At 74.5% G+C, this 12,705-nt stretch carries 10 protein-coding genes and 1 riboswitch; of the genes, 5 read left to right on the forward strand and 5 right to left on the reverse strand.

Annotated elements, in window-relative coordinates; all coding sequences use genetic code 11:
• Position 1: 1 nt before the first annotated feature.
• Both ribD and ACQUSR_RS04375 read right to left on the reverse strand, forming a co-directional pair.
• Complete coding sequence (gene ribD / locus ACQUSR_RS04370) at positions 2-1,132, reverse strand: bifunctional diaminohydroxyphosphoribosylaminopyrimidine deaminase/5-amino-6-(5-phosphoribosylamino)uracil reductase RibD (protein ID WP_431041198.1); 1,131 nt, start codon at positions 1,130-1,132, stop codon at positions 2-4.
• Between the two features lie 150 nt (positions 1,133-1,282).
• Positions 1,283-1,413, reverse strand: a riboswitch (FMN riboswitch).
• Positions 1,414-1,516: 103 nt separating this feature from the next.
• On the reverse strand, positions 1,517-2,731 hold the full coding sequence (locus ACQUSR_RS04375; protein ID WP_431041199.1) for an ROK family protein: 1,215 nt from the start codon (positions 2,729-2,731) through the stop codon (positions 1,517-1,519).
• Between the two features lie 114 nt (positions 2,732-2,845).
• Between ACQUSR_RS04375 and ACQUSR_RS04380 the strand changes: the two genes are divergently transcribed.
• The 4 genes from ACQUSR_RS04380 (at position 2,846) to ACQUSR_RS04395 (ending at position 7,162) form a co-directional block, all read left to right on the forward strand.
• Complete coding sequence (locus ACQUSR_RS04380) at positions 2,846-4,090, forward strand: MFS transporter (RefSeq protein WP_431041200.1); 1,245 nt, start codon at positions 2,846-2,848, stop codon at positions 4,088-4,090.
• 107 nt (positions 4,091-4,197) lie between these two features.
• Entirely contained in the window at positions 4,198-4,953 is a 756-nt protein-coding gene (locus tag ACQUSR_RS04385; protein WP_431041201.1) for an ArsR/SmtB family transcription factor, read from the forward strand.
• Positions 4,954-4,995: 42 nt separating this feature from the next.
• Positions 4,996-6,378, forward strand: coding sequence for a uracil-xanthine permease family protein (locus ACQUSR_RS04390; protein ID WP_431041202.1), 1,383 nt, complete (start codon positions 4,996-4,998; stop codon positions 6,376-6,378).
• A 76-nt stretch (positions 6,379-6,454) separates the two neighbouring features.
• Positions 6,455-7,162 (forward strand): DUF5995 family protein, encoded by a 708-nt coding sequence (locus ACQUSR_RS04395; protein ID WP_431041203.1) that lies wholly within the window; start codon positions 6,455-6,457, stop codon positions 7,160-7,162.
• Between the two features lie 93 nt (positions 7,163-7,255).
• On the opposite strand, the gene ACQUSR_RS04400 is transcribed toward ACQUSR_RS04395, so the two are convergent.
• The 3 genes from ACQUSR_RS04400 to ACQUSR_RS04410 form a co-directional block, all read right to left on the reverse strand.
• A complete protein-coding gene (locus tag ACQUSR_RS04400) occupies positions 7,256-8,980 on the reverse strand; it encodes a flavin monoamine oxidase family protein (RefSeq protein ID WP_431041204.1) in 1,725 nt (574 codons plus the stop codon).
• A 146-nt stretch (positions 8,981-9,126) separates the two neighbouring features.
• Complete coding sequence (locus tag ACQUSR_RS04405; RefSeq protein WP_431041205.1) at positions 9,127-9,924, reverse strand: carbon-nitrogen hydrolase family protein; 798 nt, start codon at positions 9,922-9,924, stop codon at positions 9,127-9,129.
• A 132-nt stretch (positions 9,925-10,056) separates the two neighbouring features.
• Positions 10,057-11,004, reverse strand: a complete 948-nt coding sequence (locus tag ACQUSR_RS04410) for a LysR family transcriptional regulator (RefSeq protein ID WP_431041206.1) — start codon at positions 11,002-11,004, stop codon at positions 10,057-10,059.
• Between the two features lie 65 nt (positions 11,005-11,069).
• On the opposite strand from ACQUSR_RS04410, the gene ACQUSR_RS04415 reads away from it, so the two are divergent.
• The gene (locus tag ACQUSR_RS04415; protein ID WP_431041207.1) at positions 11,070-12,587 is read left to right on the forward strand and encodes an MFS transporter; all 1,518 of its coding nucleotides are present in this window, start codon (positions 11,070-11,072) and stop codon (positions 12,585-12,587) included.
• Positions 12,588-12,705: the final 118 nt, after the last annotated feature.

A 12,705-nucleotide genomic window follows, 5' to 3' on the forward strand; every position in this document is an offset into this window, starting at 1 on the left:
GTCAGTTCTCCTCGGAGTCGGTCGGAAGGGCGGACGGGGCGGGTACGGCGGTGATCCGCAGGTCCGGGCCGAGCCGGACGGTGTCGGTCACGTCGAGCCGCAACGCCTGCGTGATGGTGGTGATTCCGGCGCCGGCGAGCGCGGCGGGGCCGTCGCCGAGGAGCACCGGGGCGAGATAGCCGACGACCTTGTCGACGGCTCCGGCGGCCAGGAAGGCGCCGGCGAGGGTCGGTCCGCCCTCCAGCAGGACGGAGCGGACGTCGCGCTCGTAGAGCGCGCGCAGCAGTGCGGTGATGTCCAGGCCGCGGCCGTCGGCCGAGCGCGGCAGCCGCAGCACCTCGGCGCCGGTCCCGGCCAGATGGGCGGTGTCGGCGTCCTGTGCGACGGCGATGAGGGTGCGCGCCGCGTCGTCCAGGACGCGCGCGCCCGGTGCGACGGCGGTGCCGCCGGTGTCCAGGACGACGCGCAGCGGCTGGGTGATCTCCGTCTCGCCGTCGCTGATCCGGACCGCCAGGTGCGGGTCGTCGGTGCGGGCCGTGCCGGAGCCGACGAGGACGGCGTCCGCTTCGGCGCGCAGCCGGTGCACGTCGGCGCGGGACTCGGGTGAGGTGATCCAGCGGCTGGTGCCGTCCGCGGCGGCGCTGCGGCCGTCGAGGGTGGCGGCGTACTTCCACAGGACGAAGGGGCGGTGGCGCAGGACCGAGGTCAGCCACGCCTCGTTGCCGGCGGCCGCGGTGTCCGCGAGCACCCCGCCTTCGACGTCGATCCCGGCGGCCAGGAGGGCCGCGGCGCCGCCGGTGGCGGTGGGGTTCGGGTCGGCGACGGCGTAGACGACGCGGGCGACGCCGGCGGCGATGAGCGCCTGAGAGCAGGGGCCGGTGCGGCCGGTGTGGTTGCAGGGTTCGAGGGTGACGACGGCGGTGCCGCCGCGGGCCCGGTCGCCGGCCGCGCGCAGGGCTTCGACCTCGGCGTGCGGGCCGCCCGCGCGGCGGTGCCAGCCCTCGCCCGCGCGGTCGCCGCCGGCGTCGAGGATGACGCAGCCGACGACGGGGTTGGGGCTGGTGTGGCCGAGGCCGTGGGCGGCGAGCGCGATGGCGCGGCGCATGGCGCGGGTTTCGGCTGCGGTGGCCACCGGGTCCTCCTGCCTCTTCTGGCACGGACTCCGGGGCTGTCGGTACGACAGGAAGCGGGAACGCCACACCGCGCGTACGCCGGGAAACCGGACAGGGCACGCCCCGGAAAGGGACGGCCGCCGGCCGGCGGCGCACCGGTGCTTCGCCCGCCGCGCACTGCCTCCCATCCGGACTTTCACCGTCGGTCCAGGAGTTTCACCTGGTCAACCGGCCGCTGGCTGCGGACGGGTCGCGGACTGTAACCGCCGGTTCGGATTTTCACCGACCCCGGAGTGCGCTGACGTCACTGGTACGCCCCCAGTGTGCCATGCGCCGCAACGGGGCTGGAGACGGGTTCCCTGTGGCTTGTCTCACCCGGTGTCCGGGGAATGGACGGCGCCGACTCAGCGGTCGCCGCTGCCGAAGAGGTCGTCCTGGGCGGCGTCCATCGCGGTGAGGACCGCGCCGCGCAGCACACCGCCGCCGCCCGCCGCCGCGGCCCGGACCTCGGTGCGCAGCGGCGACATCCGCGCGAGGTGCCGCTCGACCTCATGGGCGAGCGCGGCGCCGCCGGCGCGGCCGACCTCGCCACCCAGGACCACGCAGCCGGGGTCGAGTACGGCGCACACGGCGGCCGCGCCGACCGCGATCCGGGCCGCGAGCGCGTCCAGAAACGGTTCGCCGCGCCTGCCCGCCCGTACGGCCGCCCGCGTCGCGGCTTCCGCACCGTCCGCCGCATCCTGGGTCGCCTCATCCACGAAGCCGTGCTCGCGGGCCAGTTGGCGTACGGCCGCGGCGGACGCCAGGGCGTGGAAGCCGCCCCCGCAGTCGGTCGCCGACGGCAGCTGCCCGGTGCCGGGGACCGGCAGGAAGCCGATCTCGCCGGTGCCGCCGGACGCCCCGCGCCGCAGCGCTCCGTCCAGGACGACGGCCGCGCCGATGCCGTGCCCGAGCCAGAGCAGCACGAAGGTGTCCCGGTCGCGGGCGGCGCCGGTGCGCTGCTCGGCGAGAGCGGCGAGGTTGACCTCGTTCTCCAGGAGCACCGGCACCGCGAGCCGGTCGTGCAGGGCAGCCGCCAGCCGCTGGTGCCAGGAGGGGCGCCCGGTGGCGGAGACCAGCTCCCCGGTGGCCGGGTCGACCAGTCCCGGCGCGCCTACGGCGACGGTGTGCAGCCGTACGGCGCCCGAGTCCCCGACCGTACGCGCCAGGAGGTCGACGGCGCCGCGCACGGCGCGGGCGGGGTCGGCGTCCGGGTCGACGGACAGCGCCGCCTCGGCCAGGACGTCGCCGAGCAGGTCCGTGACGCACACGGCGACGCTGTCCGTACGGGCGTCGACCCCGGCGAGGTGGGCGCGGGCGGCGACGATCCCGTACAGCCGGGCGTTCGGCCCGCGGCGCTCCGCGCCCGACTCGCCGACGACCGCGATCAGCCCGGCGTCCTGCAGCCGGTCCACCAGATCGGCGACGGTGGGCCGGGACAGCCCGGTCAGCGCCTTGAGCTGGCTGGCCGTCAGCGCCCCTTGCTCCTGGAGGAGCCGGAGGGCGAGCCGGTCGTTGATGGCCCGCGCCGTGCTCGGGGAGGCGGTACGGCCCACCGGGGCTGTGCGCGTCGAGGTCATGCCCGGATCCTTCCATCAGATCGCGCCGCTGCCGGGACCCTATTCATCAGGCAGGGTCCCTGATAGTTTCCACCGCGCGCAGGGGGCGGGCGAACGGGGAGGGTGGGAAGCACCATGGGCAGCAGCGACACGGCGGCCGGGCCGCACATGTCAGAGGTACGGCGGGCCCGGTTCGCGGTCGCCGCCGTGTTCGCCGTGCACGGCGCCGTCGCCGGAAACTTCGCCACCCGCATCCCCTGGCTCCAGGAGCGGCTGGACATCGGCGCCGGACAGCTCGGGGTCGCCCTCGCCTTCCCCGCGATCGGCGCTTCCGTCGCGATGCCCCTGGCCGGGCGGATCAGCCACCGCTTCGGCGCGCGTGCCGCGCTGCGCGGACTGCTGGCGCTGTGGTGCGCGTCGCTCGCGCTGCCCGCCGTCGCCCCCGGGCAGGTCGCGCTGTGCGGAGCGCTGTTCGTCTACGGCGCGACCTCGGGGATGTCGGACGTGGCGATGAACGCCCTCGGGGTGGAGATCGAGCAGCGTCTCGGCCGGTCCGTCATGTCCGGGCTGCACGGGATGTGGAGCGCCGGCCTCCTCGTCGGCTCCGCGGCGGGCACGGTCGCCGCACACGCCGAGGCCGACGGCCGGCTGCATCTGGGCGTCGCGGCCGCGGTGCTCGTGGTGCTCGGGGCCGTCGCCTGCCGGTGGGTGCTGGACGTGCGCGGCGCCCCCGAGGAGCATCCGCCGCCCCGCTTCGCGCTCCCGCCGCGCTCGGCGCTGGTCATCGGCGCGATCGGCTTCTGCGCGGTCTTCGCGGAGGGCGCGAGCCTGGACTGGTCGGCGGTGTATCTGCGCGACGCGCTGGGCTCCTCCCCCGGACTCGCGGCAGCCTGCACCACCGCCTTCGCCTGCACGATGGCCGTGGCCCGGCTGGCGGGTGACGCGGTCGTGGAGCGGTTCGGCCCGGTGCGTACGGTCCGCGTCGGCGGGGCGCTCGCCACGGCCGGCGGGGTGCTGGTGATGGCGGCCCCGGGCGCGGCGGTCGCCATCGCGGGCTTCGGGCTGATCGGCCTGGGCATCGCCGTCGTCGTCCCGCTCGCCTTCGCGGCGGCGGGCCGCAGCGGCCCGGCCCCGAGCCAGTCGATCGCGGGCGTCGCCACGATCACGTACACCTCGGGGCTGATCGCCCCGGCCGCGATGGGCTCGGTCGCCGACCTGACCTCGTTGACGGTGTCGTTCGGCCTGGTCACGGCGCTGGCGCTGGGCCTGGTGGCGGGCGCGGGCGTGCTGGCCGGCGGTGCCCCGTCCGCGCGGGGGCGGGGCGCGGCCGCGTCGGCGCGGCAAGGCGGCGAGCCCGCGCGGCGAGAGCACACGGGTTAGCCGCCGCGGCGCCCGGGACGGGCCGCATCCCTCTGCGGTGTCCTCCCCGCCCCGCCGTCCCCGATATTTCGGCGGACACCGAAACGCCGCGGGCGCATGATGGTCGGATGACGCACCGCGAGCCGCACACAGGACCGGAACTGGCCAGGCTGGCAGGGCTGCTGGCCGACGAGACGCGGGCGCGCTTCTGCCTGGCCCTGCTGGACGGGCGGGCGTGGACCGCCGGTGAGCTCGCGCGGCACGCCGGGGTCGCCGCGTCCACGGCGAGCGAACATCTCAGCCGTCTCGTCGAGGGCGGTCTGCTGACGCAGGAACGGCAGGGCCGCCACCGCTACGTCCGGCTGGCCGGTCCGCGGGTCGCGCAGCTCATCGAGGACCTGTCCGCGCATGCCGCGCCGTCCCCGCCGCCTCGCACGCTGCGGGCGTCCGGCGCGAGCGAGGCCATGGCCCGTGCCCGTACCTGCTACGACCATCTGGCCGGGCGGCTCGGCACCGCGATCACCACCGCCATGCTGGACCGCGGACTGCTCCAGCGGGCCACGGGGTTCGCGCTGACGGACGCGGGCATGGCCTGGTACCGGGACCTGGGCATGGACCTGGCCACCGCGCCGCGCGGCCGCAGGCCGCTGGCCCGCGACTGCCTGGACTGGACGGAGCGCCGGCCGCACCTGGCGGGGGTGGCCGGGGCCGCGCTCTGCCGCCACGCGCTGGACGCCGGCTGGTGCGTCCGGATCGGCAGCCAGCGGGCGCTGCGGGTGACCGAGGAGGGGCGGCGGGCCCTGCACGACTTGCTGGGCATCACGTACGGGGCCGCAGGAGCCATCGCGGACGACGCCGGAAGGACCGCTGTTTTCGGCCACTAACATTGCTCCGATCCCCCATCACCTGGAAGAAGTGGAGCAGTCATGGGCCTGGGCGTGCGCTGGACCCTGCACGGTGACGGGCGCACCCCCGCCCCCGGAGCCGTGGTCAGACCCGATGAGCGGCTGTCGTGGCCGCGGACGGCGGGGCTGGGCGCGCAGCACGTCGTGGCGATGTTCGGGGCGTCTTTCGTCGCGCCCGTTCTGATGGGTCTCGACCCGAATCTCGCCATCATGATGTCGGGCGTCGCGACCATGCTGTTCCTCCTGGCGACCCGCGGCCGGGTGCCCAGCTACCTGGGCTGCAGCCTCTCCTTCGTGGGGGTGGCCGCCGTGATCAGGGCGCAGGGCGGCGGCAGCGCGGCCGTGACCGGCGCCATCCTGGTGGTCGGCGGGGTCCTGCTGCTCAGCGGCCTTGCGGTGCGGCACTTCGGCGCCAGGATCATCCACGCGGCGATGCCGCCGGTGGTCACGGGCGCCGTCGTCATGCTGATCGGCTTCAACCTGGCGCCGGTGACCGCGCGTACGTACTGGCCGTCGGATCAGTGGACCGCCCTGCTGACGATGCTCTTCACGGGGCTCGCCGTGGTGTGCCTGCGGGGTTTCTGGTCCCGTGTCGCGATCTTCCTCGGCCTGGTCTTCGGGTACGCGCTGTCCTGGGCGCTGGACCGGATCTTCGGCAAGATCCACTCGGTGAACGGGGGCACCGAGGCCGTCGACCACTGGCGGCTGGACCTGTCGGCGGTGGGCGAGGCGGACTGGATCGGGCTGCCGTCCCTGCACGCGCCGAGCTTCGAGTGGTCGGCCGTCCTGGTCGCGCTGCCCGTCGTGATCGCGCTGATCGCCGAGAACGCCGGGCACGTGAAGGCGGTCGGCGAGATGGTCGGCGACCCGGTGGACGACAAACTGGGCACCGCCATCGCGGCGGACGGCGCGGCCACCATCCTGTCCACGGCGGTCGGCGGCCCGGCCACCACCACGTACTCCGAGAACATCGGCGTCATGGCCGCCACTCGCGTCTACTCCACGGCCGCCTACTGGGCCGCGGCCTGCTTCGCGCTGCTCTTCGGCCTGTGCCCGAAGTTCGGGGCGGTGGTCGCAGCGATACCCGGCGGCGTGCTCGGCGGCATCACGGTGATCCTGTACGGGATGATCGGGCTGCTCGGGGCGCAGATCTGGGTGCACAACGAGGTGGACCTGCGCAATCCGCTGAACCTCGTGCCGGTCGCGGCGGGCGTCATCATCGGCGTCGGCGGGGTCGGCCTGAAGGTCAGCGACAACTTCGAGCTGAGCGGGATCGCGCTCGGCACGATCGTCGTCATCACCGGCTACCACGTGCTGCGCGCACTCGCCCCGGCTCATCTCAAGCGGCAGGAGCCGCTGCTGGACGCCGGCACCAGCGCGTACGACGAGAAGACCGCCCCGTAGGGCCTCGTTAGCCCGTTCCGGGGAAGCGGCGGCACGCGGCGGGCCGGGGCGGTGTCCCGCTGGGACGCTGAGTGCCATGACTTCGGCCGAGGAGATCCTCCCGCAATCCGAGCCGGCCCTTCCGCGCACGGTGGACCATGTGGTGGCGCGGATGCGCGAGATCGGCGCCGCGCTGCCGCCACGGGACGGGGTGGCGGTCTTCAACCAGGTGTACCTGTCCGTCACCGAGGAGGTCGGCCACCGCCTGACCACCGGGTACTTCCAGGACCCGGGGCTGGCGGAGGAGCTGGACGTGCGGTTCGCGGGGCGCTATCTGGCCGCGGTGGACGCGGCCGCGGCCGGGCGGCGGCCGCCCGCCTGCTGGCGGCCGCTGTTCACCTCGCGCGCCCATCCCGCGGTGCGGCCGCTGCAGTTCGCGCTGGCCGGGATCAACGCGCACATCGGGCACGACCTGGCGCTGGCCCTGGCCGACACCTGCCGGGCGCGGGAGGCCGAACCGGCCTCGCTGGAAGGCGACTTCGACCGGGTCGGCGACCTGCTGACGCTGCTGGAGGAGCGGATCCGGGAGGAGCTGATGCCGGGCCCCGACCTCCTGGACGTGGCGGATCCGCTCACCCACGTGGTGGGGTCCTGGAGCCTGGAGCGGGCGCGGGACGCCGCGTGGGCCGCGTTCCGCGGCCTGTGGGGGCTGCGCGGGCTTCCCGACCTGGCCGAGGAGTTCGCCGAGCGGCTCGACGCCAGTGTCGGCCTGGTCGGCCGCTTCCTGCTGACGCCGCTGCGCTGAGCGCCGCTCACCGGGCGCGTGTGGAGACGGGCCGCTGCCCCGCACTTGGGGGGTGCTGGGGCAGCGGCCCGGGTCTGATGGGCCCGAGGACGTCTAGTCCTCTGGCAGCTCGACCGGCGCGATCGTGTCGTACACGTCACCGGGACCGGGGTTGGTGGCGTCCGTCGCACCACCGAAGTGGTGCATGACGCCCCACACGGCGTTCAGCGCGGTCTGGATGGCGCCCTCGGCCCAGCCCGCCGTCCAGGAGATGTCGTCTCCGGCGAGGAAGATGCCGCGCTTGTCGTCGGGCAGCCGGTCCTGCATGAAGTGGGTGAACAGGCGCCGCTGGTAGCGGTAGTGGCCGGGCAGGTTCGCCTTGAACGCGCCCATGAAGTACGGCTCGTTCTCCCACGACACCGTGACGGGGTTGCCGATGATGTGCTTGCGGATGTCGACCTTGGGATAGATCTCGCCCAGCGACTTGAGCATGACCTCCATCCGCTCGCTCGCGGACAGCGGCAGCCACTTGAGGCTGTCGTCGCACCAGGTGTACGAGAGGCAGATGACGGCGGGCCGGTCCGGGCCGTCGTCCAGGAGGTACGTACCGCGGGTCATCCGGTCGGTGAGCGTCATCGACATGACGTCACGCCCGGTGGGCTCCCCCTTGTCGTCGACGGCCTTGTCGAGCCAGAACGGCCTGTCGACCGGCACGAACAGCTTGCTGGACTCCATGTAGTGGGTGCGCTCGATCGCCGTCCAGTGGTCGATGGGGAACAGCGAGTCGTCGCACTCGATCTTGGACAGCAGCATCCAGGACTGGGCGGTGAAGATCGCCGCCTGGTAGGTGCGGATGTCGCCGGAGGCGTCGGTGACGGTGATGCGGTTGCCGGCGGTGCGGTGCAGCCGGGTGACGGCGGGCCGGGGCTCGCCGCCGACGTGCAGCGTGGCCAGCGAGGTGCCCTGCGGCCAGTGGACGATCTTGCCCGGCGCACGCTCCCACAGCCGCAGCGGCAGCTGCTGGCTGCCGCCGACGATGCCGCGGTGGTGGTCGTCGGCCTCGGTGTAGACGACGCGCAGGATCTCCAGGATGGAGTTGGGGAAGTCGGTGTCCCAGCCACCGGTGCCGAAGCCGACCTGGCCGAAGATCTCCCGGTGCCGGAAGGACTTGAACGCCTCGGAGTCGCAGAGGTAGCCGTAGAAGGTCTGGTTGTCCAGCTTCTCCACCAGCTTCGCCCAGATCTCGCGGATGCGCGGCACATCGCGTTCGCGCATGGCGCGGTTCATGTCGGAGAAGTCCGCGCCCTCCTCCAGGCAGGCGTTCCAGGCGTCCATCACGTCGCGGTACACCTGCGGCAGGTCGTCGATGGACTCGGCGTAGTGCGACTCGCCCTTGAGGTCGACGACGGTGGACGGGGTCTCCGGGGCCAGCGGGTTGGGGAACGGCCGGGTCTCCAGGTCCACCAGGTCGATGTAGTACTGGAGGGCGGTGGAGCTGGGCGGGAACCGCATCGCCCCCATCTCCGCGGTCAGCGACGGATCGCAGCCCTCGAAGCCGACGGTGCGCAGCCGGCCGCCGATCTGGTCGGCCTCGTAGACGACGGGCTTGAGCCCCATCTTCATCAGCTCGTACGCGGCGACGATGCCGGACAGGCCGCCGCCGATCACCGCGACCTCGGTGCCGTGCTCGGTCGCGGGGACCTGGCCGAGGCCGGCGGGGTGGGCCAGGTAGTCGTCGTAGGCGTACGGGAAGTCCGGCCCGAACATGGTGATGGGCGGCAGGCCGGGGGTCGGCTCGTCCTGCTCGTCGTGGACGGCGGTGGGCACCGTGGACGTCATGGGGTACGGACTCCTTGCACGGGGGACGAAGGCACACGGGGGCGAGGGCAGGGGGCGGCCTCGGGGGGCGGGGCCGGTGACGGCCGCGCGGGGTGAAGGGGAAAGGGGCGGTCGGTCCAGAAGGCGCCGGGGCGGCGCCGCGGATGTCAGCTCAGGGAGCCGTACAGGCCGGGCCGGCGGTCGTGCAGGTACGGGTTCTCGGTGCGGGAGGCGGTCAGCAGCTCGGGGTCGACGTCGCCGATGACCAGTTCCTCACCGCGGCCGGCGCGGGCCCGGGTGGCGCCGTCGGGACCCGCCAGACAGCTCAGCCCGACGAAGTCGAAGCTCCGCTCGCGGCCGGTGCGGTTGACGTACGCGATGTACATCTGGTTCTCGAAGGCGCGCACCGGCACGACCGATTCGGCGACGAACTGGAAGGGGTGCATCTGGGCGGTGGGCACCAGCAGCAGGTCGGTGCCGGCGAGCGCGTGGGCGCGGACGTTCTCCGGGAACTCCACGTCGTAGCAGATCATGATCCCGATCCGCAGGCCGTCCAGCTCCGCCTGGGCCACCGGGGTGTCCCCAGGGGTGAACCACTTGTGCTCGAAGGGGCCGTAGAGGTGGGTCTTGCGGTAGTTGGCCAGGCGCTCCCCGTCCGGGCCGATCAGCTGCGCGGCGTTGAAGACGTCCTCGCCGTCGCGCTCGGGGTAGCCGTACAGCACGCCGACGCCGTGGCGGGTGGCGATCGCGGCGACCGCCTCGGCGGAGGGCCCGTCGGCGGGCTCGGCGAGCCGGTGCACGCCGTCGCCGATCGCGTAGCCGGTGAGGAACATCTCGGAGGTGACGAGCAGCCGGGCGCCCGCGGCCGCCGCCCGTCCGGCCGCCTCGTCCAGCACCTTGAGACCGGCGGCGACGTCGCCGGGGTGACCGGAGCTCTGGAGGAGAGCGGTGCGCAGAGACGGCATGGAGACCTCGGGCGGTGCGTATGACCTGGCAGGGACGCTATGACGGTACGGTCCCGGCACGAGTGGGGACAAGGCGCGACTGTTGCGGGTCTGCCGTCGGTTCGTTTCGTGAACCGGCCGGTGGGCGGCGATTCATTGCGTGGGGCGGGCGAAAGTGTCGCGCACCACGTCCCTGACCAGCGCGCGGAGCCAGCGGTGGCCGCCGTCCGCGTCGTGCCGGGGGTGCCAGGCCATGGCCATGGGCAGCGGCGGCAGGGGCAGCGGGACCTCGAAGGTGCGCAGGCCCAGGGCGGCCACGGCGGCGGCGTCGAGGCGCTCGCCGGCCAGTCCGACGGCGTCGCCGCGCGGCAGCAGGAACAGGGCGGCGGCCATGGTGGGCGCGGAGCCGATGACGCGGCGGCGCAGCCCGCGGGCGGCGAGCGCGTCGTCCACGGGGCCGGAGAGCCGGCCGCGCCGGGAGACCACGAGGTGGTCGGCGGCGGCGAAGCGGTGCGCGGTGACGGGGCCGTCCAGGAGCGGGTGGCCGGGCCGGACGACGCCGACCATGCGGTCCTCCCCCAGCGGCTCGACGCGGATCTCCGGTTCGTTGCGGTCGATGACGCCGATCTCCAGGTCGACGCTGCCGTCCCGGAGCGGGGGTACCGAGTCGGAGCCCTCGGCGAGGAAGCGCAGGGTCACCCCGGGGGCGGTGCGCGCGGCCCGGTCCAGCAGCCCGGCGCCGAACGCCACGACGTTGCTGTCGTGGGCGGAGAGGGTGAAGGCGCGGGTCAGGGCGGCGGGGTCGGCGGGCGCCGTCGCGGCGAACAGGGCCCGCGCGTCGTCCAGCACCCGGCTGACGTCGGCGCGCAGGGCGAGCGCGCGGGGCGTGGGCACCATGTGGCGCCCGGCGCGCACCAGCACCGGGTCGCCGAGGGCCCGGCGGATCCGGCCCAGGGTGCGGCTCATCGCGGGGCCGGACAGGCCCAGCCGGTCGGCGGCGCCGGTGACGCTCTCCTCGGCGAGCAGCGCGTCCAGGGCGATGAGCAGATTCAGGTCGGCGCGGAAGGGCTGCGAGCCGCTCTCAACAGGTTCTATGCGCATGACGCAAGTATCCCTTAGCTACTTTGCATTTGAAGGCAAGTCAGCGCGTCCCTAGCGTCAGGGACATGTCCCTACACCCCTCGTCCACGTCCACCGCCGGCGCCGCGGCGCGCTCCGCCACGCCCGGCGGCCACCGCGCCGTACTCCTGGCGATGTGCGCCTGCGTGCTGGTCGCGCAGTCTCTGGTGGCCGCGATCAATCTGGCCATCCCCCAGCTGTCGGCGAGCGATCTGCGGCCTTCGTCCGCCCAGTTGCTGTGGATCGTCGACACCTACGTCATCGTCTTCGCGGGGCTGCTGATCCCGGCCGGAGCGCTCGGCGACCGCTTCGGCCGCAAGGGAGCGCTGCTGACCGGGCTGGCGCTGTTCACCGGCGGTACGGCGCTGTGCGCGGCCGCCCCGTCGGTGCCGCTGCTGCTGGCCGGGCGCGGTGTCTCGGGCGCGGGTGCCGCGCTGATGATGCCCGCAACGATGTCGCTGCTGCTCCAGGTCACGGCCCCGGAGCGGCGCGCGGCGGCGGTGGCGAGCTGGAGCGCGGCGGTGGGGGTGGGCGGCATCCTGGGCAACACCGGCGGGGCGCTGATCCTGGAGTACCTCCCGTGGCAGGGCCTGTTCTGGGCGTATGTGCCGCTGGGCGCGCTGCTGCTGGTGTGGACGGCGCGGGTGGCGCCCCGCGCGCCGCGCGGCTCCGCGGCGCTGGACGTGCCCGGCTCCGCGCTGCTGGTCCTGGGGCTGTTCGCGCTGCTGTACGGGATCATCGAGGGGCCCGGCCGCGGCTGGGGGTCGGCGCCGGTGCTCGGCGCGTTCGGCCTCGCGGCGGCCGTCCTGGCGCTGTTCGTCCGGCACGGGCTGCGCGCGGCCCACCCGGTGCTGGATCCGCGGCTGTTCCGGCTGCCCGCGGTGCGAGCAGGGGTGGTCGGTATCGCCGCGACGTTCTTCGGGATGTTCGCGCTGTTCTTCGTCAACGCGCAGTTCCTCCAGTACGTGAAGGGGTTCAGCGCGCTGCGGGCGGGCCTCGGGGTGCTGCCGGTGGCGATCGGGATGATGGTGGTGACCCGGCGGAGCGTCGGCTGGGCGCGGCGGATCGGCGTGCGTGCCACGGTGACCGCCGGACTGCTGCTGGTCGCGGCCGGTCTCGCCGCCCTGTCCACGGCGGACGCCGGGACGCCGTATCCGCTGTACGCGGGATATCTGCTGGTCATGGCGGTCGGGTGCGGGATGGCGATGCCGTCGCTGTCGCACGCGGTGGTGACGGCGCTGCCGCAGGCGAAGGCGGGCGTGGGGTCCGGGCTGAACGCGGCGGCGCGGGAGCTGGGCGCGGCGCTGGGGGTGGCGGTGATCGGCACGGCGCTGACGGTGCGGTTCGACGCCGGGGTACCGGACGGGCCGGCGGATCGCGCGGACTCCGCGTCGCACGTGCTCGCGGAGGCGGACCGGCTGGGGCCGGAGGTCCATGCGCGGGTGGTGTCGGCGTACACCGACGCGGTCGCGGTGGGCTACCGCTTCGCGGCGGCGGCGCTGCTGGTCCTGGGTCTGGCGGTCGCCTTCGGCCTGCGCCGGACCGGGCGGGCCCCGAGGGCGTAGCGAGGCCGTGCGGTGAGGGGCCGTGAACCGCCGGGCGCCCCGAGGGCTCGGCGGGCCGCGCGGCCCCGTCACCACCGGACCCGGGCTGGCGGCCCGTCACCACCGGGGCCGCGGGCCC

Origin of the sequence: Streptomyces sp. P1-3, from assembly GCF_050613155.1 — a bacterium.
GTDB lineage: Bacteria > Actinomycetota > Actinomycetes > Streptomycetales > Streptomycetaceae > Streptomyces.